The organism is Variovorax dokdonensis (genome assembly GCF_030316895.1).
In the GTDB taxonomy this organism is placed as follows: Bacteria; Pseudomonadota; Gammaproteobacteria; order Burkholderiales; family Burkholderiaceae_C; genus Variovorax; species Variovorax dokdonensis.
In genome coordinates, this window is sequence record NZ_JASZYV010000001.1 from 1,796,079 (window position 1) to 1,819,183 (window position 23,105).

General features: G+C 66.2%; 20 protein-coding genes and 1 riboswitch. Of the genes, 10 read left to right on the top strand and 10 right to left on the bottom strand.

The annotated features are described in order from the left end of the window. Positions 1-131 precede the first annotated feature (131 nt). Positions 132-226: riboswitch (TPP riboswitch) on the top strand. A gap of 69 nt (positions 227-295) precedes the next feature. Genes QTH91_RS08295 through QTH91_RS08320 form a run of 6 tightly spaced genes read left to right on the top strand, consistent with a single transcriptional unit; the run spans position 296 to position 6,168 of the window. Then, positions 296-1,372, top strand: a complete 1,077-nt coding sequence (locus tag QTH91_RS08295; protein WP_286659510.1) for a LuxE/PaaK family acyltransferase — start codon at positions 296-298, stop codon at positions 1,370-1,372. Next, on the top strand, positions 1,369-2,835 hold the full coding sequence (locus QTH91_RS08300; protein WP_286659511.1) for an acyl-CoA reductase: 1,467 nt from the start codon (positions 1,369-1,371) through the stop codon (positions 2,833-2,835). The genes QTH91_RS08295 and QTH91_RS08300 overlap by 4 nt, the downstream gene beginning before the upstream one ends. A 13-nt stretch (positions 2,836-2,848) precedes the next feature. Beyond that, entirely contained in the window at positions 2,849-3,595 is a 747-nt protein-coding gene (locus tag QTH91_RS08305; RefSeq protein ID WP_286659512.1) for an ABC transporter ATP-binding protein, read from the top strand. Continuing rightward, entirely contained in the window at positions 3,592-4,368 is a 777-nt protein-coding gene (locus QTH91_RS08310) for an ABC transporter permease (protein ID WP_286659513.1), read from the top strand. Before QTH91_RS08305 ends, QTH91_RS08310 begins: the two co-directional genes overlap by 4 nt. A 13-nt stretch (positions 4,369-4,381) precedes the next feature. Continuing rightward, a complete protein-coding gene (locus QTH91_RS08315; RefSeq protein ID WP_286659514.1) occupies positions 4,382-5,389 on the top strand; it encodes an ABC transporter substrate-binding protein in 1,008 nt (335 codons plus the stop codon). After that, entirely contained in the window at positions 5,389-6,168 is a 780-nt protein-coding gene (locus QTH91_RS08320; RefSeq protein ID WP_286659663.1) for an SDR family oxidoreductase, read from the top strand. The genes QTH91_RS08315 and QTH91_RS08320 overlap by 1 nt, the downstream gene beginning before the upstream one ends. A 16-nt stretch (positions 6,169-6,184) precedes the next feature. On the opposite strand, the gene QTH91_RS08325 is transcribed toward QTH91_RS08320, so the two are convergent. After that, on the bottom strand, positions 6,185-7,111 hold the full coding sequence (locus tag QTH91_RS08325; RefSeq protein ID WP_286659515.1) for a hypothetical protein: 927 nt from the start codon (positions 7,109-7,111) through the stop codon (positions 6,185-6,187). 210 nt (positions 7,112-7,321) lie between these two features. Here QTH91_RS08325 and QTH91_RS08330 point away from each other — a divergent pair, with 210 nt between their 5' ends. The 3 genes from QTH91_RS08330 to QTH91_RS08340 all read left to right on the top strand — a co-directional run bounded on the left by QTH91_RS08330 (position 7,322) and on the right by QTH91_RS08340 (position 9,902). Further along, positions 7,322-8,386 carry an aromatic ring-hydroxylating dioxygenase subunit alpha gene (locus tag QTH91_RS08330; protein ID WP_286659516.1) on the top strand — a complete coding sequence of 355 codons (1,065 nt, stop codon included), beginning with the start codon at positions 7,322-7,324 and terminating at the stop codon, positions 8,384-8,386. Further along, positions 8,383-9,351: a PDR/VanB family oxidoreductase gene (locus tag QTH91_RS08335; RefSeq protein ID WP_286659517.1), complete on the top strand. Its 969-nt coding sequence runs from the start codon at positions 8,383-8,385 to the stop codon at positions 9,349-9,351. The genes QTH91_RS08330 and QTH91_RS08335 overlap by 4 nt, the downstream gene beginning before the upstream one ends. A 74-nt stretch (positions 9,352-9,425) precedes the next feature. Next, entirely contained in the window at positions 9,426-9,902 is a 477-nt protein-coding gene (locus QTH91_RS08340) for a MarR family winged helix-turn-helix transcriptional regulator (protein WP_286659518.1), read from the top strand. Between the two features lie 8 nt (positions 9,903-9,910). Here the strand turns inward: QTH91_RS08340 and QTH91_RS08345 are convergent, their stop codons facing one another. From QTH91_RS08345 to QTH91_RS08370, 6 genes are all read right to left on the bottom strand, one after another. Further along, positions 9,911-12,469: a DUF6351 family protein gene (locus QTH91_RS08345; protein WP_286659519.1), complete on the bottom strand. Its 2,559-nt coding sequence runs from the start codon at positions 12,467-12,469 to the stop codon at positions 9,911-9,913. Between the two features lie 196 nt (positions 12,470-12,665). Continuing rightward, positions 12,666-14,903 carry an NADP-dependent isocitrate dehydrogenase gene (locus tag QTH91_RS08350; protein WP_286659520.1) on the bottom strand — a complete coding sequence of 746 codons (2,238 nt, stop codon included), beginning with the start codon at positions 14,901-14,903 and terminating at the stop codon, positions 12,666-12,668. Between the two features lie 196 nt (positions 14,904-15,099). Further along, on the bottom strand, positions 15,100-16,422 hold the full coding sequence (locus tag QTH91_RS08355) for a TRAP transporter large permease (RefSeq protein ID WP_286659664.1): 1,323 nt from the start codon (positions 16,420-16,422) through the stop codon (positions 15,100-15,102). Then, the gene (locus tag QTH91_RS08360; protein ID WP_286659521.1) at positions 16,422-16,997 is read right to left on the bottom strand and encodes a TRAP transporter small permease subunit; all 576 of its coding nucleotides are present in this window, start codon (positions 16,995-16,997) and stop codon (positions 16,422-16,424) included. The genes QTH91_RS08355 and QTH91_RS08360 overlap by 1 nt, the downstream gene beginning before the upstream one ends. 6 nt (positions 16,998-17,003) lie before the next feature. Continuing rightward, positions 17,004-18,101, bottom strand: a complete 1,098-nt coding sequence (locus QTH91_RS08365; protein WP_286659522.1) for a TRAP transporter substrate-binding protein — start codon at positions 18,099-18,101, stop codon at positions 17,004-17,006. Between the two features lie 87 nt (positions 18,102-18,188). After that, entirely contained in the window at positions 18,189-18,836 is a 648-nt protein-coding gene (locus tag QTH91_RS08370) for a LysE/ArgO family amino acid transporter (RefSeq protein ID WP_286659523.1), read from the bottom strand. Positions 18,837-18,912: 76 nt separating this feature from the next. On the opposite strand from QTH91_RS08370, the gene QTH91_RS08375 reads away from it, so the two are divergent. Beyond that, entirely contained in the window at positions 18,913-19,809 is an 897-nt protein-coding gene (locus tag QTH91_RS08375) for a LysR family transcriptional regulator ArgP (protein ID WP_286659524.1), read from the top strand. Between the two features lie 62 nt (positions 19,810-19,871). Here QTH91_RS08375 and QTH91_RS08380 read toward each other — a convergent pair whose 3' ends face one another. The 3 genes from QTH91_RS08380 to QTH91_RS08390 are packed head-to-tail and all read right to left on the bottom strand — an operon-like array spanning position 19,872 to position 23,028. Next, positions 19,872-20,864 carry a Bug family tripartite tricarboxylate transporter substrate binding protein gene (locus tag QTH91_RS08380; protein ID WP_301334476.1) on the bottom strand — a complete coding sequence of 331 codons (993 nt, stop codon included), beginning with the start codon at positions 20,862-20,864 and terminating at the stop codon, positions 19,872-19,874. A gap of 42 nt (positions 20,865-20,906) precedes the next feature. Continuing rightward, positions 20,907-22,052 (bottom strand): CaiB/BaiF CoA transferase family protein, encoded by a 1,146-nt coding sequence (locus tag QTH91_RS08385; RefSeq protein WP_286659525.1) that lies wholly within the window; start codon positions 22,050-22,052, stop codon positions 20,907-20,909. A 28-nt stretch (positions 22,053-22,080) separates the two neighbouring features. After that, on the bottom strand, positions 22,081-23,028 hold the full coding sequence (locus tag QTH91_RS08390; protein WP_390368165.1) for a hydroxymethylglutaryl-CoA lyase: 948 nt from the start codon (positions 23,026-23,028) through the stop codon (positions 22,081-22,083). Positions 23,029-23,105 lie beyond the last annotated feature (77 nt).

Genomic DNA, 23,105 nt, shown 5'->3' on the forward strand with positions numbered 1-23,105 from the left:
CTCCAAATAGTGAAAGTGATCGTAGCTAAAACGTACTAGTTGGCAAACCCTCGAAAGCGAGCGGGATGCGAGATGTTGCGACTCGTCGAAGGACGAAGTTCGACAGTGTTGTCCAACTTCAGAGTAACATCACGCCCGCTCCGGGGTGCACGTATGACGTGCTGAGATCTACACCCGTGAACTTGAACCGGTTCGTACCGGCGGAAGAAGAGCTATCACCCGATGTCGCGGCGCCATGCCGCGTGTCGGGTGGCCTTCGGAGCATTCCATATGCCTGGCTCCGAAGGAAAGCGCAATGTACACAGCCCCGGTCGACGACATCCTCGCCTTCATGGCGAAGGACGTTTGCAGCGACGATGAGTTCGATGCCCTGGCACTCAAGCTGTTTGCCGACCAGCATTCGAACAATGCCCCTTTCCGGACCTTCTGCCAACGACGCGGCATAACGTTACGCAACGTGCGTTCGTGGCGCGACATTCCGGCCGTGCCGATCGACGCGTTCAAGGCGCTCGAACTTCGTTGCGCGCCGCCAACGCCTGACGAACGCGTCTTCATGACCAGCGGCACCACGCGTGCGGAAATGCGTGGTCGCCACTTTCATCCGACGCTGTCGGTGTACGACGCGTCGATGACGCGCAACTTCGCCGCGCGCTTCATGCGCGGCGCCGATCGGCTGCCGATGGGCATCCTGTTCCCGACCGAGATCGCGATGCCCAACTCGTCGCTCGCGCACTACCTTGCGCTGGCGATGCGGCAGTTCGGCACGCCCGACAGCCGGTATTTCATGGGCCAGCAGGGCATCGACGTGGAGGGCTTGTGCGCCATGCTCGATGCGGCCGAGCAAACAGGCCAGCCCTGCGCGCTGCTGGGTGCGAGCTATGGCTTCGTGCATCTGTTCGACGCGCTCGAGGCACAAGGCCGCGCGTTCCGATTGCCCGCCGGCAGCCGCATCCTCGACACGGGCGGCTACAAGGGCCAGTCGCGCGATCTTCCGCTCGACGCGTTCTACGCGCAGATGAGCCGCCTGCTCGGCATCGGCCGCGAGCACTGCATCAACATGTACGGCATGACGGAGCTGAGCACGCAGTTCTATGACGACGGCAATGCCGTGCTGCCCTCCGTCAAGTCGGGCCCGCACTGGATCCGATCGCGCCTGGTCGAGCCCGTGAGCGGGCGCGAGGTCGCCCGCGGAGAGCGGGGCATCCTGGCTCACTGCGACCTGGCGAACTTCAATTCGGTCACCACCATCCTCACGGAAGACGTGGGCGTCGAGGTCGAGGGTGGCTTTCTCCTGCTGGGCCGTGCGCAAGGCACGCAGGCCAAGGGCTGCTCGCTCGCGGTGGAAGAGTTCCTGCAGGCGAGCGCGGCATGACGCTGCTTCATGCGCGGGCGGGGCATCTTCCCGGCTTGCTCGATGCCGATGTGCGCTGGGAGCGGCTTGCGTTCGAGGCTGGCGGCGACCGGCTCGAAGTCGACGTGCCGACGCTCGATGCGGCGCAGATGCAGGCCTTGGCCGAGCGCGTCCGCCAGGCCAGCGCACGTCACCTGAAGACGATGACTGTGTCCGACATCATTGCGGTGATCGATCGCGCCGTCGCGCGGCTGCTCGATCGCGACGATCCCTTCCGCATCCAGGCCGAGCGGCTGCTGCCCATCGTCAGCGGCTTCGATGCTGACATGATCCGCAAAGGGCTTACGGGCTACCTGAAGACATTCCGCGCGCCGCAGCTCAAGCGCTTCGTCGCCGAGGACTTCGCCAATCCCAAGGTGCTCGACGAGTTCCAGCCCACACCCAAGGGCGGCGCGGTTCGCGCCTTCGGGCCCGATCTGCTGGTGCATTCATGGGCCGGCAATGTGCCGGCGTTGCCCTTGTGGAGCCTCGTCTGCGGGCTCCTGGCCAAGGCGGGCAGCGTCGGCAAGGTGCCGAGCGCGGAGCCGCTCTTTGCGGGTTGGTTCGCGCAATTGCTCGCCGAGGTACATCCGCCCTGGGCGGAATGCCTGGCCGTCGTCTGGTGGCGGGGCGCAGGCGACGAGGCCGCTTCGACGCTCTTCGCCAAGGCCGACACCGTGATGGCTTATGGCGGCAACGAGGCGCTCGATGCCCTGCGCCGGCGCCTGCCGGCCAGCACGCGCTTTCTGCCGCACGGGCACAAGCTGGGCGTGGGCCTGGTGGCCGCGTCGGCACTCGACGCACTGCATGGCCCACGCCAGGCGCGCCTCGCGGCGTGGGACGTGGCGCGCTACGACCAGCAGGGCTGCTATTCGCCGCATGTGTTCTACGTGGAGCGCGGCGGCGCGGTATCGCCGCGGCAGTTTGCCGACTACCTTGCTGCCGAACTGGCCAACCTGCATTGCCGCTATCCGCGACGCACGCTCTTGCTCGAAGACTCGGCCGCCATGGCTCGCTGGCGGCAGGCCGTCGAATGGCAGGCCATGGGCGAGGCGGGCGATTCGGTCAGCCTGATCGCCGATGGCGCCGCCGATTGGGGCGTGGCCCACTTCGAGCGCATGCAGCCGCTTGCACCCACCGCCTTGCAACGGCATGTGCAGGTGATCGCGGTGGAGCACTTCGATGAGGTGATGCCGCAACTGGCACCGCATGCGCGATTCCTGCAGACCGCCGGTGTCGCCGCCGCGCCGGCCGAACTGTTCCGCCTGGCCGAGCAACTGGGCGCCGTGGGCGTGACGCGCATCAGCGCCATCGGTTCGATGACCACGCCGCAGGCCGGCTGGCACCACGACGGCCGCTTCAGCCTTTTGGACCTGATGCGCATGACGGAGATCGAGGCGTCGGCAGAACACTCGGCCGACGACTTCGCGCCTTATGCCGATTGAAGTCGCCCAACCCATGAGTTTTCTCGACATCGATGGCGTCAGCTTCACCTATCCGGGCTTCGACACCGTGGTTCGGGGCGTGAGCTGGCGCGTGGGCGAGGGCGAAGTGCATTGCCTGGTGGGCCGCAGCGGATGCGGCAAGACCACCTTGCTCAAGCTGGCGGCGGGGCTGCTGCGTCCGCAATCGGGGCGGATTCTCCTGCGGGGCAGGGAGGTGAAGGCCCCCGGGCCGCAACTGGGCTTCGTGTTCCAGCAGCCCAACCTGCTCGAATGGCAGCGCGTGATCGACAACGTGCTGCTGCCCGTGACCCTGCAGCGTCGGGCGGGCGCACAGGACATCGAACGCGCGCAGATGCTGCTGGGTCAACTGGGCCTGCAAGGCCATGCCCAGCGCTATCCAAGGCACTTGTCTGGCGGGCAGCAAAGCCGCGTGGCCCTGGCCCGCGCCTTGATGCTCGAGCCGGCGCTGCTGCTGCTCGACGAGCCTTTCGCGGCGCTCGATGCCATCACGCGGGGCGAGTTGCAGGACGACCTGCTGCGCATGTGCCGGGCTCGGCGCACCACGGTCATGTTCGTCACGCACGACATCGCCGAAGCGGTCTACCTCGGCGACAGGGTGGCGCAGATGCGCGAGGGGCGCATCGTGCAGGACCTGTCGGTCGACCTGGGCGCGCAGCGCACCCAGGCCTTGCGATACGGCGCCGAATTCAACCGCTACTGCGCACAGGTGCTGGGCGCGATGGACGAGGTCGCGGCATGAAGGCCTCGGCACGTTCCGGCTCGCTGGCCGCCTTGTGTCTTCTCGCCATGCTGCTGGGCGGCTGGGAATGGGCTTCGCGCCATTGGGGCCTGTCGGCGTTGGTATTGCCGGCACCTTCGAGCGTGGCCCGAAGCCTGTGGTCCGGCCTCGTTTCCGGCTACCTGTGGCCGCACATCGTCGTCACGGCGACCGAGCTGATGCTGGGCCTCGCAGCCGGATGCGCGCTTGGCTTCGTGGCCGGACTGCTGCTGGCCGAGTCGCCCTGGCTCGATCGCGTGGTCAAGCCGTACTTGGTGGTGAGCCAGGTCGTTCCCAAGCTCGCGCTGGCGCCGCTGTTCATCGTGTGGTTCGGGTTCGGCATGACGTCGACCGTGGTCATCACCGCGCTGATCTGCTTCTTTCCGCTGATGGAGAGCACGCTGACCGCAGTACGGCAGGTCGACGCGCAACGGCTGGAGCTGTTCCGCATGTTGGGCGCAACACGGCTGCAGACGCTGCTCAGGCTCAAGCTGCCTGCGGGCCTGCCGGGCATCCTGGCGGGTTTGCGCGTGGCCGTGGTGCTGGCCCTTGTCGGTGCGGTGGTGGGCGAGTTCATCGGCGGCAGCCGAGGGCTGGGCGCGCTCATCATCGCCACGCAATCCATGATGGACACCGCGTTGATGTTCGCGGTGCTGTTCGTCATTGCCGTGCTGGGCCTGACGCTCTATCAAGCCACGCTGGCGCTGGAGCGGCTGCTGCTGCGCCCCTATACGGACGAGTTTCACCAACCCTGAGGACATCGACACCATGGACCACTTCACCTTGCGTCGCCGCGCGCTGCTCGCGTCTGCCGCGCTCATGGCCGCTCCGGCGGTACTGCGCCGTGCGCAGGCCGCCGAGGTTGCCGGAAAGATCACCGTTGCCGGCTGGAGCAAGCCGATCACCGAGATCACCAACCTGCTGGTGGAGCCCGACAAGGGCTTCTTCAAGGCGGCCGGCGTGGACCTGGCCTACGTGCCGGGCGCCGGCGGCGGCGACGCGCTGCGCAACGTGCTGAGCGGCCAGGCCGACGTCGCCTTCACCGACCCGGGTGCGCTCTTCGCCGCGCTGGACAAGGGCGAGAAGCTGCGTGCGATCTACGACATCTATCCGCAGAACGTGTTCAACGTGGTGTCGCTCAAGAGCGCCAGCATCAAGCGACCGTCCGACCTCAAGGGCAAGAGGATCGGCGTGTACAGCCTTTCGAGCGGCACGCGCCAGAACCTGCTGGTGCTGCTGAACCAGGCCGGGCTGAAGGAGTCGGACGTCACCATCGTCGTCACCGGCCTGCTGAACTTCGCGCCGCTCATGCAAGGGCAGGTGGATGCCACCGCCGCCACCGACACCGGCTTGCTGGTCGGCCGTCGCAAGGGCATCGGCGAGGTCGACGTGATGGCGGTGCGCGACCATCTGAACGTGTCGAGCGATCTGTTCGTGGTGCGCGACAAGTTCTACCAGGACAACAAGCCGCTGCTGCGGCGCTTCCTGAAGGCGTACCGCGACAGCGCTGCCTGGATGATTGCCAACCCGGACGAGGCAGCCGGACTGGCGATGAAGGTCGCCATCGACGGCACCGACCGCGCTACCAATCTCGAGATCATCCGGCTGCGCAACGCATCGGCCGTGTCACCGCTCACTGAGAAGCATGGCCTGGGCACGCTGGATGTGGGCACGCTGCAGAAGGCGGCCGATGCCTATCGTGAACTGGGGCTGATCAGCCAGCCGCTGCGCATGTCGGACGTGGTCGCGAACGACCTGCTGCCGCCTTCCGCGTGATGAACACGTCCGGCAAGTTCGCGGGCAAGGTGGTGCTGGTCACCGGTGCAAGCCGTGGCATCGGCGCGGCCATCGCGCGGGCGTTCGCGGCCGAAGGCGCGACGGTGGCCATCAATCATCTGAGCAACGACGCCGCCGCTGCCGAGGTGGTGGCGCAGTGCCAGTCGGCGGGCGGCGATGCGTGGGCGTTGAAGGCCGACGTCGGCGCCGAGTCCGAGGTCCAAGGCATGGTGGCGGCGGTCGTGCGCGAGGCTGGCGCGATCGACGTGGTAGTCAACAACGCCTTCAGGCCCTACGCCTTCGATCCGCAGCAGCGCAGGCACTTTGCGCAGACGTCGTTCGCGGACTATCGGACGCAGTTCGACGGCGCGGTGGGCGGTGCCTTTCACGTATGCCGGGCGGTGTTGCCGCACCTGCGTCCTGGCGGCGGCGCGAGCATCGTCAACATCGTGAGCGACCTGGTCGAGCGGCCGGTGGTGCCGTACCACGACTACACGACCGCCAAGTCGGCGCTGGTGGGCTTCAGCCGCAACCTGGCGGCGGAATTGGGGCCTCAGGGTGTGCGAGTGAATTGCGTGGCGCCGGGCCTGGTGTATCCGACGCAGGCCAGCGGGGCGACGCGCGAGGACTTTCGCGAGTCCATCGCGGCCGTCACGCCGCTGCGCCGCATTGCGCGCCCGGAAGATGTGGCGGGCCCCGTTCTTTTCCTGGCTTCGGACTGGAGCCGGTTCATGACGGGGCAGGTGCTGTTCGTCGATGGGGGCCTGGTGATGCGCTGAGCCGCCCGGCTCGGCCTCAGTACTTCTTGGCGGACTTCTTGGCGCCCGGCTTCGCGGCAGGCTTGGCAGCCGGCTTGTCTTCGGCGGGCGTGGGCGCGACGAGGCGAATGGCCAGGCCGCCGGTCGCCTCGGGCGAGAGCATCACGGTGTCGTCGGTGCGCTCGGCAAGCAGGCCCTTGTCGGCCAGGAAGTCGCGGGCGGCGGCCAGGTCGCGTACTTCCAGGTCGATCGACGACACGACGTGCTGCTCGCCGACCACTACGTCGACGTCCACATCGGGCACCAGTTGCGTCGGTTGCTTGTAGCTGCCGCGGATCTTGTGCCACTCGCCGGCCAGTGTCGGGTGGTCGGGGGTGGCGATGGTGATGCGGCGCAGACCGGTCACGCCCAGCAATCCGCCGTTGACGGCTTCCAGTGCCGCTCGTTCGGTCTCGCGGCGACGTGTCGTCGAAGTGCCGGCCTGCCAGGGCACGATGGCCGCGTCGCGGTCCCAGGCGCACAGGAAGACCTCGCAGGTCGGTCCGGAGACGCCAGGAAGGACGACGTTGGTGAAGTTGGTCTGCAGCGTGCCTTCGTCGTTGCGCGAGCGATAGACGCGCGGCGGCTTCATTGGCACGCCCTTTTCTTCCAGGGCGGCGATCGCGCTCTTCATGCGCTGAGGCGCAAGTGCAATGCCGTGGATCAGCGGCAGGGGGCAATGTTCGGGCAGGTCGGCGTTCTTGGCGTCGGCCCAGATCTCGAGGTTGGCGTTGCCCAGACCGATCCAGCCGAAGGTGGCAAAGCTGGCCTGTTCCAGCGGCCAGGTGACGGGCAGGCCGAGCGTGGCGGAGAAGACCTCGAACAGCGGGCGTGCGGCGTTGACGCGAACGACCAGATGGTCGACGCCGTGGAAAAGCGCCTTGGAAGTCAGGGCGGGAGAGGAGGGGGATTTGCGAGCGCTCATGAAGCATTGTCCCCCAGACACTTCGAGGCCCTGCCTTTTGTTCGTTTCGACGCGATTTCCGGGCGGCTGCCGATGGGGATCAGGGTAACTACCAAGATTCGAACCTTGGCTTCTCCGGATTGAATCAGTACACTGATCGTCATCATTCAGCACACTGATCGTGCTACATCTGCCTCTGTGGACCGACCCCAGCCAACGCAAGGAGACCGCATGTTCCCGAAAAACACCTGGTACGTGGCGTGCACCGCCAGCGAGATCGACGACAAGCCCCTGGGCCGCATGATCTGCGGCGAAAACATGGTTCTCTACCGCGCGCAAGAGGGCAAGGCCACCGCGCTGGAGAACTTCTGCCCGCATCGAGGTGCGCCGCTGTCGCTGGGCAAGGTGATCGAGGGCAAGCTGGTCTGTGGCTACCACGGCCTGGAAATGGGTTGCGACGGCAAGACGGTGTCCATGCCCGGACAGCGCGTGCGCGGCTTTCCGGCCATCCGCTCGTTTCCGGTGATCGAGCGCTACGGCTTCATCTGGGTCTGGCCGGGCGATCCGGCGCAAGCCGATGCCGCCAAGCTGCATCACCTGGAGTGGGCAGAGAGCCCCGAGTGGGCCTATGGCGGCGGCCTGTTCCACATCCAGTGCGACTACCGCCTGATGATCGACAACCTGATGGATCTGACGCACGAGACTTACGTGCACGCCACGAGCATCGGCCAGAAGGAGATCGACGAGGCACCGGTGAGCACCAAGACCGAGGGCGAGCAGGTCGTTACCAGCCGCTTCATGGACAACGTGCAGGCACCGCCGTTCTGGCGCATGGCGCTGCGCGGCAACCACCTGGCCGACGACGTGCCGGTGGACCGCTGGCAGATCTGCCGCTTCACCCCGCCCAGCCACGTGCTGATCGAAGTGGGCGTGGCGCATGCCGGCAAGGGCGGATACAACGCCGACCCCGCGCACAAGGTGTCGAGCATCGTGGTGGACTTCATCACGCCGGAGACCGAGACCTCGCACTGGTATTTCTGGGGCATGGCGCGCAACTTCCAGCCGCATGACAAGGCCCTGACGGCCTCGATCCGCGAAGGCCAGCACAAGATCTTCAGCGAAGACCTGGAGATGCTGGAGCAGCAGCAGCGCAACATCACGGCCCATCCGCAGCGCCAGTTGCTCAAGCTCAACATCGACGCGGGTGGCGTGCAATCGCGCCGCGTGCTCGACCGGCTGATCGAAGCCGAGCGCGCCCCAACCGAGTCGGCAGAACCCGCGGGGCAGACGGCATGAGCGCCGCTGCCGAACTGACGGTGCGCGTGGCGCGCAAGCAGGCCGAGGCGCAGGACATCTGCAGCTTTGAGCTGGTGCGCGTCGATGGCCATCCGCTGCCGGCGTTCTCGGCAGGCTCGCACATCGACGTGCATCTGCCCAACGGCGTCACGCGCCAATATTCGCTGTGCAACGACCCGCGCGAAAGCCACCGCTACCTGATCGGCGTGCTGCGCGACCCGGCGTCGCGCGGCGGCTCGCAAGCCATGCACGACACGGTGGCCGAAGGCACCGAACTGCGCATCAGCGCGCCGAAGAACCACTTTCCCCTGGAAAAAGGCGCAACACGCAGCGTGCTGCTCGCCGGCGGAATCGGCGTGACGCCCATCCTGTGCATGGCCGAGCGCCTGGCCTTGGCCGGCGAGCAGTTCGAGATGCACTACTGCACCCGCTCGCGCGAACGCACTGCCTTTGCCGAGCGCATCCGTGCGTCGGCCTTCGCGGAGCAGGTGCAGTTCCACTTCGACGATGGCGACGCGGTGCAGAAGCTGCAGCTGGAGCAGGTGGTGGGCACGGTGCAGCCGGGCGTGCATCTGTATGTCTGCGGCCCCAAGGGCTTCATGGACGCCGTGCTGGGCGCGGCCCGTGCCGCCGGCTGGCCCGAGTCGCAGCTGCACTACGAGTTCTTCTCGGCCGAGATCGCCAAGTCCGATGCGGACGGCGCGTTCGAGGTCAAGCTGGCCAGTTCGGGCCGCGTGATCCCGGTCGCCAAGGAGCAGACAGTGGTCCAGGCGCTGGCGGCCGCCGGCATCGAAGTGGCCACGTCCTGCGAGCAGGGCGTCTGCGGCACTTGCCTGACGCGCGTGCTGGCCGGCGAGCCGGACCACAAGGACTTGTACCTGACGCCCGAAGAGCAGGCAGCCAACGATCAGTTCACGCCGTGCTGCTCGCGCTCGCGCACGCCGATGCTGGTGCTCGATCTCTAAGGGGCGCAGGCCGTCTGGCGGGTCGGTAGACTCGCCCGGCCCGCCACCCATTCACCCTTCCTGGCCTCGCCACCATGTCTTCTACGCTGCCCGCCGACACCGTCACGATCGACATCAACGACCAGCCCGGCCACCTGATCCGGCGGGCGCATCAGATCGCCGTGTCGGTGTTCCATGAAACCATGGGCCGGGAAGTGACGCCGGTGCAGTACGCGGTGATGCGCACGCTCGAAAGCAGCCCTGGCATCGACCAGGTGCGCCTGGCGCAGCAGGCAGGCCTCGATACCTCCACGGCCGCCGACATCGCCGCGCGGCTGGAGGCCAAGGGCTGGATCACCCGGCAGGTGCTGGCACGCGGCCAGCGCGAACTGCGGCTGTCTGCAGCGGGCGAAGAACTTCTGGCCGGCATGGTGCCCACCATGGCGCAGATGCAGCACATCCTGCTCGACGGCCTGGACGCGCAGGAGCAGGCACAGTTTCTGGCGCTGCTGCGCAAGTTCGTCACCGTGAACAACGAGCGCAGCAGGGCGCCGCTGCGGTCAGCCAGCTAGCAAGCGCTTCAATGCGCACGTTCGGACCGTGGCGCTTCGCCCAGTGGCTGTCCGCCAGGGCCATTCGCAAAGGTCAAGGGCGCACGTGAAGCGTGCTGGGCCACACCCGGGCGCCGCCAGTCGCACACGCCATCCGGGAACACGGCTTGCAGCCTGTTCAACTGGTCTGGGCTGAGCAGGCCGGCGTAGTCCCAAGGCCGCAGCGGGCGAAGCCTGCACTTGAGCACATCTTCGCTGCGGGGCCCGCCCGCCACTTGCCGTGGAGAGGCATGCGGCGCCAGGTAGCGGTCGGCATTGCACACCTGTTCGTCAGTGACCTTCGTCGACTGCGTGGCGTCGTCGCTGGGCAGGCAGTAGTCGACGGTCTGATCCGGCCGGCTGCGCCGCACCTTCTGTTCCAGAGGGCGGTTCGATCCGTCGCTTGCCAGGTTGGTCAGCCACTGGTCCATCTGGAGGAATGCGTCGGTAGACATCGCGGCCGATGGCACGAACCCATTGCGCCCGAAGCGCCACATCGCTTGATTGGCGTGGCCGCCGGAATCCCGGTCGAGCCGGTCGCGTACGGCAAAGCTGCGCCATTGGTGATGGATGCCGAACAGCGCAACACCTTGGAGATTGGCCGGTGGGACGCCCAGCAGCGCCAGCCCCGGCGGCAGTTCGGTCACCGAATCGTCCCAGCCGCGCATGTCGATGATCGCCACGCGAGACAGCGGCTCGCCGTCCAGCACGATGCCGGCCCTGTAGGCAGTGGTCAGCGCCTCCGGATCGGCCTGGCTGCGTTCGGGTCGCAACTGGTTGTCCCGGTCGGTTCCGCCGACGATCTCGTTGAGCGTCACGAATTCCTCGCCACTGATGCGGCCGGCCAGCAATGCGCCCAGTCCGTATTGCACGCCGACGTTGTCGCGGGTGTCGCGTGGGTACTGGGTGCCCGGCACGGTCCCCCAGATGGATCGCGCCCAGGACCATGCGTCACAACGGGGGCCGTCGGGGTTCGTGACAGGGTCGTAGACCTGACTGGCAGGCAACTCGCAGTTGTTGACCTGGGTTGGCAATGTCACGATGGTGCCGGACGCATTGAGCGCCGGCGGCACCACCCGTTGGTAATAGTTGCCGGGCTGGGCATTGCTGCCGAATGAATTGAACCACCCATGGCAAGCCGACTGGTCGAGATGGCCGTTGATGGCCGCCTTCTTGAGGTTGATCTGCGCCGGGCTCAAGCCTCCCTGCAGCGCAAGCCATTGTGGCTTCTGATAGGCCTCGACGAGCAGCACACAATCGGCGACCTCCATCGCCGTGGTTTCTGAATCCGGATAGGTGCAGGACGTGGTGATGCCGTCGAGCAATCCCGGGCCGAGGGTGGAGACCATGTTGGCCGCGATCGAACCGCCCGAGCAGCCGTTGCCGATGGTGAAGCGCAGCGGTCCATAGAGCTGCCCGTAGTGCTCGATGATGTGTTCCTTCATCATCATCACCGTCTCGCTCATCAGGACGCGGTTGGAGTTCTGCAGCGAATCCGACATGCTGTTCATGGCCACCATGTGGCCGCGCGAGAGGGCGCGATCGTCGGTCCAGGCCGTGGCGGGGCGGGCCTGGCGGCGCGGCTGGCCGGTGCTGGCGCCAAAGTGATAGACGAGCTTGCCGTTCCAGACTGCGTGAGCGCCGCCAGGCACGCCGGGTCCGGAGCGCCACAACACCGCGATGTCGTAGATGCCGCGATTGATCACGCCGCGCTCCACACGAACGACGTACGGCACGGTGCGGCCGTCGTCGGTCGTGGTCGTGGCCAGGTCGCTCGGCGGAACCCGGAACGAGTAGGGCTTGAAGCAGGGGTTGGCCGGCTGCGGCACGCTGGCCGGCGGATTCGGGTCTGTGTAGGCAGGCCGATTGATGGGATCGGGCAGGGCCAGGGTGCAGCCGGGCGTGGTGCTCTTGTAATAGAACATGTAGCCCGTGAACATGTTGCACTGCGTATCGCCCGCCTGCGCGTCGCCCAGGCCGCTTGCGATGGTGGCCGGCTGGGTGTCCGTGGCGCCCTGCGGCACGCGGGTCGCGCACACGAAGGGCACCGCCTGTTCGCCACTGATCACCGGGCCGCCTCGCGGGTGCATGGTCAATGTGAGCCGCGACGCGGCCGACTTGCCAGTGCGTGCGACGACTTCGTGTTGGCCCGGGGCCATGCCGGTCAGCAGGCCCTGCAATCGGCCGTCGCTGCCGCGCACGAAGGTGCTGGTGACGTCCTGTCCATCCAGCATCACCTGAAGGTCATGGGTCGAGCGATGGTTGCTGGGGAGGTCGAGCTCGATCAGCGCGTCGCCCCCGCTGAGCAGATCGGCGCGGTTCGACACGCTGATGATCTTGGGCAAGGGGCCGCCACCACGCGACTTTTCGGCTTCTTCGGAAGATGCCTTGCTGGCCGCAGCGGCGTCGGCGACGTCGACGCTCTTGCTGCTGGCCGCTGCGCCGCTTGCCGCTTCGCTACCGCCACTGCCACCGCCGCAGGCAGCGAGCAGAAAAGCCAGCAGGCTGGCAACTGGCAGGCGCCGGTCGATGAATGGCGTCTTTTGCATGCGTGTCTCCTTCCGTTGCGATCGGGGATTGCTCGGCCGACACCGCGGGAACGGCGTGGGCGACACATGGCAATGGCAGCAGCCGCGCAGTGTAGGGGCGCGAGCCACAAGAAGAAAGCCCTCTCGTCCCGAATCGGGAGGAGAGGGCCTCGTGTTCGTCCAGCCCGCGCTGCGGGCCGGTCAGGCAGTCAGTCGATCAAGACGACACCGACGCCAGCGCCGCATTCAGCGTCGCGCTCGGACGCATGATCGCGTCGGTCTTGGCCGTGTCCGGCAGGTAGTAGCCACCGATGTCCGCCGGCTTGCCCTGAACGGCGGCCAGTTCGTCCACGATCTTCTTCTCGTTGGCCGCCAGCGTCTCGGCCAGCTTCTTGAACTGTGCGGCCAGTTCCTTGTCCTCGGTCTGCTCGGCCAGCGCCTGCGCCCAGTACATCGCCAGGTAGAAGTGGCTGCCACGATTGTCGAGCTGGCCGGTCTTGGGCGACGGGCCCTTGTTGTTGTCCAGCAGCTTGCCGGTGGCGGCATCCAGCGTCTTGGCCAGGATCTTGGCCTTGGCGTTGTGGTTCTTGATGCCCAGGTCTTCCAGGCTCACGGCCAGGGCCAGGAACTCGCCCAGCGAATCCCAGCGCAGGTGGTTTTCTTCCACCAGTTGCTGCACGTGCTTGGGCGCCGAGCCGCCGGCGCCCGTCTCGTACATGCCGCCGCCGGCCATCAGCGGCACGATGGACAGCATCTTGGCCGAGGTGCCCAGCTCCATGATGGGGAACAGGTCGGTGAGGTAGTCGCGCAGGATGTTGCCGGTGGCGCTGATGGTGTCCAGGCCGCGGATCACGCGCTCCAGCGTGTAGCGCATGGCGCGCACCTGGCTCATGATCTGGATGTCCAGGCCGGTGGTGTCGTGCTCGTGCAGGTACATGCGCACCTTGGTGATGAGCTGCGCCTCGTGCGGGCGATAGGCGTCGAGCCAGAAGACCACCGGCATGCCCGAGTTGCGAGCGCGCGTGACGGCCAGCTTGACCCAGTCGCGGATCGCGGCGTCCTTGACCTGGCACATGCGCCAGATGTCGCCCTTCTCCACGTCCTGGCTGAGCAGCACTTCGCCGGTGTCCAGGTCGGTGATGTTGGCCACGCCGTCTTCGGGGATCTCGAAGGTCTTGTCGTGCGAGCCGTATTCCTCGGCCTGCTGGGCCATCAGGCCGACGTTGGGCACGGTGCCCATCGTCTTGGGGTCGAAGGCGCCGTGCCACTTGCAGAAGTTGATCATCTCCTGGTAGATGCGGGCGAAGGTGCTTTCGGGCATGACGGCCTTGACGTCCTTCAGGCGGCCGTCGGCGCCATACATCTTGCCGCCGTTGCGGATCATGGCGGGCATCGACGCATCGACGATCACGTCGTTGGGCGAATGGAAGTTGGTGATGCCCTTGGCCGAATCGACCATGGCCAGCTCGGGGCGGTGCTCATGGCAGGCATGCAGGTCGCGCTTGATCTCGTCCTGGGTGCTCTGGGGCAGGGCGGCGATCTTGTTGTAGAGGTCGACCATGCCGTTGTTGACGTTCACGCCCAGCTCTTCGAACACCTTGGCGTGCTTCTCGAAGGCTTCGCGGTAGAAGATCTTGACGCAGTGGCCGAACACGATGGGGTGCGACACCTTCATCATGGTCGCCTTGACGTGCAGGGAGAACATCACGCCGGTCTTGTGCGCGTCCTGGATCTCGCGCTCGTAGAACTCGAGCAGGGCCTTGCGGCTCATGAACATCGAATCGATGACTTCGCGATCGAGCAGGGCCACCTTCGGCTTCAGGACGATGGCCTTGCCGCTCTTGGTCAGCAGTTCCATCTTCACGTTGCGCGCCTTGTCCAGCGTCATCGACTTCTCGCCGTGATAGAAGTCGCCGTGGTGCATGTGCGAGACGTGCGAGCGCGATGCCTGGCTCCACTCGGCCATGCTGTGCGGGTTCTTGCGGGCGAACTCCTTCACCGCCTTGGGCGCGCGGCGGTCCGAGTTGCCTTCGCGCAGCACGGGGTTCACGGCGCTGCCGGTGCACTTGTTGTAGCGAGCGCGGATTTCCTTTTCCTCGTCCGTCTTCGGGTTCTCGGGGAAGTCGGGGATCTTGTAGCCCTTGTCCTGCAGTTCCTTGATGGCCGACTTGAGCTGAGCCACCGAGGCGCTGATGTTGGGCAGCTTGATGATGTTGGCTTCGGGCTTGAGCGTGAGCTTGCCCAGCTCCGAAAGGTTGTCGGGCACGCGCTGTTCTTCGGTCAACGCTTCCGGGAACTGACCCAGGATCCGGCCGGCGACCGAGATGTCGCTCGTGGTCACCGAGATGCCTGCCGGTGCCGTGAAGGCCTGGACGATGGGCAGCAGCGAGGCCGTGGCCAGGCGGGGTGCTTCGTCGGTAAGGGTGTAGATGATTTGGGAGTTTCCGGCGGTCATAGCAGCGTGCTCAGGTTTGTATTCAACGTGACTTCGCATTGCACATTGCAAAACGAAATTGCAGACAAGACATGAACTCTAGCAAGTTGTAGGCAGCTTCCCCAGAAGACCCTGCGCGCGGCGCCTCGCGCGGCATTCGTCGCCGGGGTGCTCATTGCGCCTAAGCTGTTGATTCAAAAGCAAAAGTTCGTCGGTGCTACCAGCCGATCGTCTTGGGCAGCCATGTCGCGATGGCGGGCACCGCGAACACCAGCCCAATCGCGATCAGTTGCAGGGCGACGAAAGGAATCACGCCAAGATAGATATGGCGCGTCGTGATCTGCGGCGGCGCCACGCCGCGCAGGAAGAACAACGCCCAGCCGAACGGCGGCGTGAGAAACGAGCTCTGCAGGTTGATCGTGATGAGCATCGCCAGCCACACCGGGTCGACGTTGGCGGCGGCAAAGATCGGCAGGAACAGCGGCACGGCGATGTAGCTGATCTCGATCCATTCCAGGAAGAAGCCGAGCACGAAGATCAGCGCCATCAGGAACCAGATGTCGGCGTTGATTCCGCCGGGCAGCAGTTCGAACAAGTCCTCGATGAGCCGCTCGCCCTGCAGGCCACGAAAAGCCAGGCTGAAGACCTGCGAGCAGATCAGGATGAACAGCACCATGGCCGAGATGCGCGTGGTGGAGCGCATCACTTCGCGCAGGATGCCGATCGACAGGCGCCGGGCCAGCGCAACCACCAGCAAAGAGCCCAGCGCGCCCATCGACGCGGCTTCGGTCGGTGCGGCCACGCCGCCGATGATCGAGCCGAGCACCGCCATCACCAGTGCCACCGGGGGCAGGGCCACCTTGAGCACGCGCAGCCAAAGCTCTCGGCGCGACACGGCGTTGCGCTCCTGCAGCGGCACCGGCGGCATCGAGTCAGGGCGCAGCATGCCCATGAGGACGATCCACGCGGCATAAAGCCCCGCCAGCAGCAGTGAGGGCATGACGGCGGCAGCGAACAACGTACCCACCGACAACTGCATGATGTCGGACAGCAGGATCAATACCAGGCTGGGTGGGACGATCTGCCCCAGCGTGCCCGACGCGCAGATCGCGCCGCAGGCAATGGCCGGGTCGTAGCCCCGGCGCAGCAGTGTCGGCAGCGTGAGCAGGCCCAGCGTGATGACGGTGGCGCCCACGATGCCGGTGGTGGCGCCCATCAGCACACCCACGCCGATGATGCCCAGCGCCATGCCGCCGCGAAGGCCGCCGGCGAGGTGGCCGATGACGTCGAGCAGGTCCTCGGCCAGGCGCGATTTCTCCAGCATCACGCCCATGAAGACGAACAGCGGAATGGCCAGCCACTGGTAGTTGCCCACCACGCCGAAGATGCGTGCGGGCAGCAGGTGGAAGAGCGACTCGCCAAATCCCAGGAAGCCGAAGATGAAGCCACTGGCCGCCAGCGTGATGCCCACCGGAATGCCGATCATCAGCAGCGCGAAGAATCCGACCAGCAGGCCGATTGCCAACCACTCGGGCGACATCACGCCTGGCCCGCCGGGTGTTGGGGCGCCGTGGCGCCGCCCAGGCGCAGCAGGGCATCGATGGCCTGCGCAAAGGCCTGCACCGCGAACAGCGCGAAGCCCACCGGGATCAGCGCCTTCAGCAGCCAGCGATGCGTCAGTCCGCCTGGATCGGCCGAGACCTCGTTGATCGCGTACGACTGGCCAACGTACGCGATCGAGTAGCGCACGACGAAGAAGGCGAAGGCAATCGCCAGCAGCGCGGCGACGAGGTCGACCGCTGCCTGCGTCCTCGGGGAATAGCGCGCGTAGAACACGTCGACGCGCACGTGGTCACCCTTTTGCAGCGCATAGGTCATGCCCAGCAGCACCAGCGGCGACAGCAGATGCCATTCAAGCTCCTGCGCCCACACCGAGCCGATGCTGAAGCCGTAGCGAAGCAGGACGTCCACCGCCATCAGCAACGCGATGGCGAGCGTCAGCCATGCGGCCGCGCGGCCGATTCGGTCGACCACTTTGTCGATAGCGCCGACCACGCGGCGCGCAGCCGCCGCCTTGCCGGCACCCGATGCGCCGGCGGGAGATGCACTGGCCATGGCGGGTCAGACGTCCAGGATCTTGTCGAGATAGGGGCCTTCGCTGTAGCGGGCCCAGGCGGCGTACTTCTTCTGGTAGGCCATGTACGAGTCGTGCACCTTCTTGGTCAGCGCGTCCTTCGCGACGGCTTCGGCAAGCACGGTGGCGGTGGCTTCGCGCAGCTTCTTGACCACGTCGTCGGGCAAGGGCCTGGCGATCACGCCCTGGTTGCGGACCAGGTCGTCCATTGCTTCGGCGTTGTTGCGCTGGCACCAGGCTTCGCTGATGACGTTGCAGGCCGCCGCGGCGTTCGAGACCACGGCCTGCAGGTCCTTGGGCAGCTTGTCCCAGGCGGCCTTGTTGATCAGCAGTTCGGACACGGTCGCGCTTTCGTGCCAGCCGGTGGTGTAGTAGTACTTGGCCGCCTTCTGCAGGCCCAGCTTTCTGTCGAGGAAGGGGCCGACGAACTCGGCGGCATCGATCACGCCGCGCTCCAGAGCGGGGAAGATCTCGCCGCCGGGCAGCAGCTTCACGTCCACGCCCAGCGCGGCATAGACGCGGCCGGCCAGCCCGGGGATGCGCATCTTCAGGCCCTTGAGGTCGTCGACCGACTTGATCTCCTTCTTGAACCAGCCCGTCATTTGCACGCCGGTATTGCCGCAAGGCATGGCGACCATGCCGAAGGGCGCATAGACCTCGTTCCACAGTTCCTGGCCGCCGCCGTCGTAGAGCCAGCCGTTGATGCCCTGGAAGTTCAGGCCGAAGGGCACCGCGCAGAAGTACTGGGCGGCGAAGGTCTTGCCGGTCCAAAAGTAGCTGTTGGCATGGTTCATCTCGACCGTGCCGGCGCGCACCGCATCGAAGCCTTCGAGCGCGGGAATCAGTTCGCCGGCGCCGAACACCTGGATCTTCAGGCGCCCGCCGGACATCGCCTCGATGCGCTTGGCCAGGTCGGTCGCGCTGCCGGGTCCATCCATGTAGAAGGGCGAGCCCTTGCCGTATGCGCTCGTCATCTTCCAGGTGAAGGACTGCTGGGCCTGGGCGAGGGCGGGCGCGGCAAGTGCGGCGCCGGCGACGCCGGCCAGAGAGACACCCTTGAGCAGCGAACGGCGGGACGTGGTCATGCAAACAACTCCTGGAAGGTGGATGGCGCGCCGAGGCCAACATGGCCGGGCGGACATCCCTTCACAGTCGCAAGGGGCGTGCCAATGTCAGGTGCCCGCGAAGGCGTGATGCACCAGCGATACCGACAGCACGGCCATCGTCAGGCCGATCAGACCATCGAGCACTTGCCATGCCTTCGGATTGGCGAACAGGGGCTGGAGCCACCGCGCTCCGAAGCCCAACGCCGCGAACCACGTCAGACTGGCCATGCTCGCTCCTGCGATGAACCAGGCCTGCAAGCCCGCCGGCTGCTGCGCGCCGATGCTGCCGACGAGCAGCACAGTGTCGAGATACACATGGGGGTTGAGCAGCGTGAACGCCGCCGCCTGCGCCAGCACCACCGCCTTGCCCGCGCTCACGGCGCCGGCCCCAGCCTGTAGCGCCTGCGGCCGGCGCGCCCTGCGCAGCGCCTGGAATGCATAGGCGGCCAGGAACAGTGCGCCGACGAGCGCCAGAGCCTGGGCCAACCCCGGCCGCTGCCCCAGCACCTGGGCCATGCCCAGCACGCCCGCGGCGATCAGGGCGCCATCGGCCAAGGCGCAGAACAGGACCACGCTGCCCACGTGCTCGCGTCGCAGGCCTTGGCGAAGGACGAACGCGTTCTGCGCGCCGATGGCGACGATGAGGCCGAAGCTGAGCAACAGGCCCTGGACGAACGCGGCGGGGGCGAGAGAAAGAATCGATGAACCAGACATGGGCTCAGCTTGCCAGCTTCCGAGTCTGAAGCAAAACTATCTTTGCTAAAGCGTATTAAGGCGTTCTAATCAGCCGATGCTCGATTATTCGGCCCTTGCAGCCTTGGCCGCTGTGGTACGCGAGGGCAGTTTCGACCGCGCCGCCCGCGTCCTGCACGTCACGCCTTCTGCCATCTCGCAGCGCATCCGCCTGCTGGAAGAGCGCATGGGATGCGCCCTGGTCGTGCGCGATCAACCATGCCGCGCTACCGAGACAGGCAGGCGACTTTGCCAGCACGTCGACCACGTGCGCCTGCTGGAGCAAGAGCTGGAGGGCGCCGTCCCGGCGCTGGCGCCGCAGGGCATCGCGCGGGTGCCGTTGCCGGTGGCCGTGAATGCCGACAGCCTCGCCACCTGGCTGGCGCCCGCCGTGGCGGAATTCGCCACCCAGAATCCAGTGCTTTTGGAAATCTCGGTCGATGACCAGGATCACACGAGCGAGTGGCTTCGCAGCGGCACCGTGCTGGCTGCAGTGACCAGTGCGGCGCGGCCGCCGCCGGGCTGCAACAGCCTTGCACTTGGATCGATGCGCTATGTCGCGGCTGCAAGCCCGGCTTTCCTAATCGATCACTTTGCCGACGGCGTCGGTGCCGGGACGCTGTCCCGCGCGCCGAGCCTGGCCTTCAACGCCAAGGACGAATTGCAGCTGCAATGGGCGCGGCGCCTGTGCCATCGCAGCGTCGAACTTCCGCGCCACTTTCTGCCCTCCGCCCATGCCTTCGTTGCTGCGACCGTCGCCGGCATGGGCTGGGCGCTGCATCCGCAGGCGCTCATCGCGCCGCACCTGGCCGATGGGTCGCTGGTCGAGTTGGTACCGGGCGCGGTGCTCGATGTGCCGCTGTATTGGCAGCAGGCGCGGGCCGCGTCGGTCGTCCTCGATGCGCTGACGGTTCGGCTGGTGGCCGCGGCCAACAGGGCGTTGTTGAAGCCTTGACCGGCAACGGCCCTAAGGCTTGGGAGCGACCCAGGTTCCTTGCGATCGCAAGGTCCGTCCGCCTATTCCAGCGTGACGTTGGCCTTCTGCACCAGGCGTGCATAGCGCTCCTGTTCCGATTTCAGGAACTGCGCGGCGTCTTCAGGCGAACTCAGGATCAGGGCATCGTCGCGTTTGGCAAAGCCGGCCTTGACCTCCGGATCATTGAATGCCGCGACCAGGGCGTCGTGCATCTGCTTGACCTTTTCCGGTGGCATTCCCTTGGGGCCGATGGCGGCGAACCATCCCGCGACATCGACGCCCGGAAGGCCCTGTTCCGCGAAGGTGGGCACATCAGGCAGCGATTTGACGCGCTCCTTGCCCATCACGCCGATCGGCCGCAGCGTGCCAGCCTTGATCTGGCCTTGGACAGCGGCGACCGCCGCGACGCCCATCTCGACCTGACCGGCCATGATGTCGGTGATCAACGGCCCGGTGCCCTTGTAGGGAATATGGCGAGCCTTCACGCCCGCTTCGTCCATGAACATCTCGCCGGCCAGGTGGATGATGGTCCCGTTGCCCGATGAGCCGAAGTTGAATTCACCGGGCTTCGACTTGAGCAGCGCCTGCAGCTCTTTCGCGGTCTTGGCCGGCACCTTGGGGTTCACGACCAGCACGAACGGCGAGCCGCCGATGATGCTGATCGGCGTGATGTCCGCCAGGCTGTCGTAGGGCAGCTTCTTGAACACGCTGGGGTTGACCGCGTGGTTGTTGGAGATGATGGCGATGGTGTTGCCGTCGGGCGCGGCCTTGATAAGGGTCTGCGTTCCCGTGATGCCGCCGGCGCCCGGCAGATTCTCGATGACCACCGGCTGTCCGCCCAGCGCCTTGGACAGCGCGACCTGCGAAGAGCGCACGATCACGTCCACACCCGAGCCCGCGCTCACCGGAAGAATGACTCTGAGCGGGGTTGAACTTTGCGCGTTGGCATTGCCGACGGCGCTCAACGCGCCAGCGGCCATCAATGCACCAAAGCAGGAAAGCAATGTGCGTCGGGCGAGGGGGTAGGTGGTCATGATGTCTCCTGTCTTGTGATGGTGGAAAGCGGTTCGGGCCGTTCAGGCAGGCGCGTGGAGGGCGGCCAACACTTCTTCGGTGTGCTCGCCGATCTTCGGCAGTGGCATGCGGACACCCGGCCGCCGGCCGCCCATGAGCAGCGGGAGCAAGACGACGTCGGTGGAGCCGCCATCGTCGGTGGGCATCGGCACGATGCCGCCGCTTTGCTGAAGGTGGGGGTCGTTCACGAGTTGCTCCGGACGCGAGATGGGCGCGTAGGGAATCCCGGCGGCCTCCAGCTTGGGTGCCAGTTCACCGATGCGGTGGTCCACCAGGATCGCCCCGAGTTCAGCCAGCAGTTGAGGCCGCAGCGCAACACGCGCCGCGTTGTCCGCGTATTCGGGCCTTTGCAGCAGGTCCGGGCGTTCGAGCACCTTGCAGAGGGTCGCAAATTGCTTGTCGCTGACAGCACCGATGAAGAGCTGTTCGCCATCGGCCAGGGTGAAGACGTCGTACACGCTCCAGGCCGATACGCGTGAAGGCATGGGCGGCGGCGCTTCGCCGGTCATCAGGTACTGCTGCATGTGCTGGGCACTGAGAAACACGCAGTTCTCGAACAGGGCGCTTTGCACTTCCTGTCCGTGCCCGGTGCGTTCGCGCTCGCGCAGCGCAGCGAGCACGCCGATGGCACCGAACATGCCGCCCATGATGTCGTTGACCGAAGTGCCCGCGCGCAGCGGCCGGCCGACTGGCCCGGTCATGTACGACAGGCCGCCCATCATCTGCACGACCTCGTCGAGCGCCAGGCGTTTCTCGTAGGGCCCTGGCAGAAAGCCCTTGTGGCTCACGTAGATGAGCTGCGGGAAGCGCTTGGACAAGGCTTCGTAGTCCAGGCCGAGTTGCTTCATCAGGCCAGGGCGGAAGTTCTCCAGCACGACGTCGCAGGTGCCCACGAGTTCCGCGGCGGTCTGCTTTCCCGCGTCGGTGGTGATGTCGAGCACCACGCTCTTCTTGTTGCGGTTGAAGCTGCGGAAAAAGCCGATGCCCAGGCCTGGCAGCTGCCGCGTCTTGTCGCCGCCGGGCGGCTCGACCTTGATGACTTCGGCACCGAGGTCGGCCAGGATCATGCCGCAGGTCGGGCCCATCACCATGTGGGTGAATTCGAGCACGCGGATGCCGGCCAGCGGCAGGTTGTTGTCGGTTTTCATGGGGGAAGAGGAGGGGATGGGTGAGCCTTCAGGCGGCGGCGGGGAAGGGGAATGTCTTGGGCAGTCCGGCTCGCCAGAGTGCGCCATGGGTCGGCTCGCCCTCGATCCAGCCAGCGACCTTCTGGCGCAATGCCAGAAGGGCAGGAATGTCGAGCCCGGTGTCGATGCGCATGGCTTGCAACATGAACGCCAGGTCCTCGGTGGCGGCATTGCCGCTTGCGCCAGGCGCGTGCGGGCAGCCGCCGATGCCGGCGAGCGAGGCGTCGAACCGATCGACACCCAGTTGCAGCGCCGCGTGAACATTGACGAGCGCGAGGCCGCGTGTATCGTGGAAATGGCCGCAGCAAAAGCGATCGCCCGCAATGGCGATGGCTTTCTCGAACAGGCGGCTGACCGATGCCGGATCGGCATAGCCCACCGTGTCCGCCAGGCTCACGCGGTCGGCGCCAGCATCGAGCAGCGCCTGCATCAATCGAAGCACCTCGGTTTCGGCCACGTGGCCCTGAATCGTGCAGCCGAACGCCGTGCCCACGCCGCCTTCGATCAAAGTCTTCTTGCCCGACGCGTCGCGGGCTGCGCGGATGCGCCCCAGTTCGGCCACCACGTCGTCCGGCGTCTTGCGCAAGTTGGCAAGGCTGTGGGCATGGCTGGCCGACAGAGGAAGGATCATCAGGTCGGCATTGCCCTCCAGAGCCAGCTCTGCGCCCCTGAGGTTGGGCACGAGGACCGAGGCGAACAAGCCCGGCAGAGACTTGGCATAGGCCAGCACCTGCTGCGTGTCTGCAAGTTGCGGCATGAGCCTGGGCGGAACGAACGATCCGACTTCGATCTCGGTCTGCCCCGCTGCCACCGCATCGCGCAGCCACTCGAACTTGCGCTGCGTCGGAACGACGGTCCCGATGCTCTGCAAGCCATCGCGCAGGCCAACCTCTCGGATGGCGACCCGGCGTGGCAATGATCCATGTGCTGTGCTCAATGTGGTCTCCGTTGCTTTTCGCATCTGCTGGCAACCACTTTAGGATTGCCTGGATGAGTGGTAAAGCGACAATTCAT

Coding starts and splice junctions, on each gene's coding strand:
- QTH91_RS08295 (WP_286659510.1), top strand. CDS start 296: ATGTACACAGCCCCGGTCGACGACATCCTCGCCTTCATGGCGAAGGAC.
- QTH91_RS08300 (WP_286659511.1), top strand. CDS start 1,369: ATGACGCTGCTTCATGCGCGGGCGGGGCATCTTCCCGGCTTGCTCGAT.
- QTH91_RS08305 (WP_286659512.1), top strand. CDS start 2,849: ATGAGTTTTCTCGACATCGATGGCGTCAGCTTCACCTATCCGGGCTTC.
- QTH91_RS08310 (WP_286659513.1), top strand. CDS start 3,592: ATGAAGGCCTCGGCACGTTCCGGCTCGCTGGCCGCCTTGTGTCTTCTC.
- QTH91_RS08315 (WP_286659514.1), top strand. CDS start 4,382: ATGGACCACTTCACCTTGCGTCGCCGCGCGCTGCTCGCGTCTGCCGCG.
- QTH91_RS08320 (WP_286659663.1), top strand. CDS start 5,389: ATGAACACGTCCGGCAAGTTCGCGGGCAAGGTGGTGCTGGTCACCGGT.
- QTH91_RS08325 (WP_286659515.1), bottom strand. CDS start 7,111: ATGAGCGCTCGCAAATCCCCCTCCTCTCCCGCCCTGACTTCCAAGGCG.
- QTH91_RS08330 (WP_286659516.1), top strand. CDS start 7,322: ATGTTCCCGAAAAACACCTGGTACGTGGCGTGCACCGCCAGCGAGATC.
- QTH91_RS08335 (WP_286659517.1), top strand. CDS start 8,383: ATGAGCGCCGCTGCCGAACTGACGGTGCGCGTGGCGCGCAAGCAGGCC.
- QTH91_RS08340 (WP_286659518.1), top strand. CDS start 9,426: ATGTCTTCTACGCTGCCCGCCGACACCGTCACGATCGACATCAACGAC.
- QTH91_RS08345 (WP_286659519.1), bottom strand. CDS start 12,469: ATGCAAAAGACGCCATTCATCGACCGGCGCCTGCCAGTTGCCAGCCTG.
- QTH91_RS08350 (WP_286659520.1), bottom strand. CDS start 14,903: ATGACCGCCGGAAACTCCCAAATCATCTACACCCTTACCGACGAAGCA.
- QTH91_RS08355 (WP_286659664.1), bottom strand. CDS start 16,422: ATGTCGCCCGAGTGGTTGGCAATCGGCCTGCTGGTCGGATTCTTCGCG.
- QTH91_RS08360 (WP_286659521.1), bottom strand. CDS start 16,997: ATGGCCAGTGCATCTCCCGCCGGCGCATCGGGTGCCGGCAAGGCGGCG.
- QTH91_RS08365 (WP_286659522.1), bottom strand. CDS start 18,101: ATGACCACGTCCCGCCGTTCGCTGCTCAAGGGTGTCTCTCTGGCCGGC.
- QTH91_RS08370 (WP_286659523.1), bottom strand. CDS start 18,836: ATGTCTGGTTCATCGATTCTTTCTCTCGCCCCCGCCGCGTTCGTCCAG.
- QTH91_RS08375 (WP_286659524.1), top strand. CDS start 18,913: ATGCTCGATTATTCGGCCCTTGCAGCCTTGGCCGCTGTGGTACGCGAG.
- QTH91_RS08380 (WP_301334476.1), bottom strand. CDS start 20,864: ATGACCACCTACCCCCTCGCCCGACGCACATTGCTTTCCTGCTTTGGT.
- QTH91_RS08385 (WP_286659525.1), bottom strand. CDS start 22,052: ATGAAAACCGACAACAACCTGCCGCTGGCCGGCATCCGCGTGCTCGAA.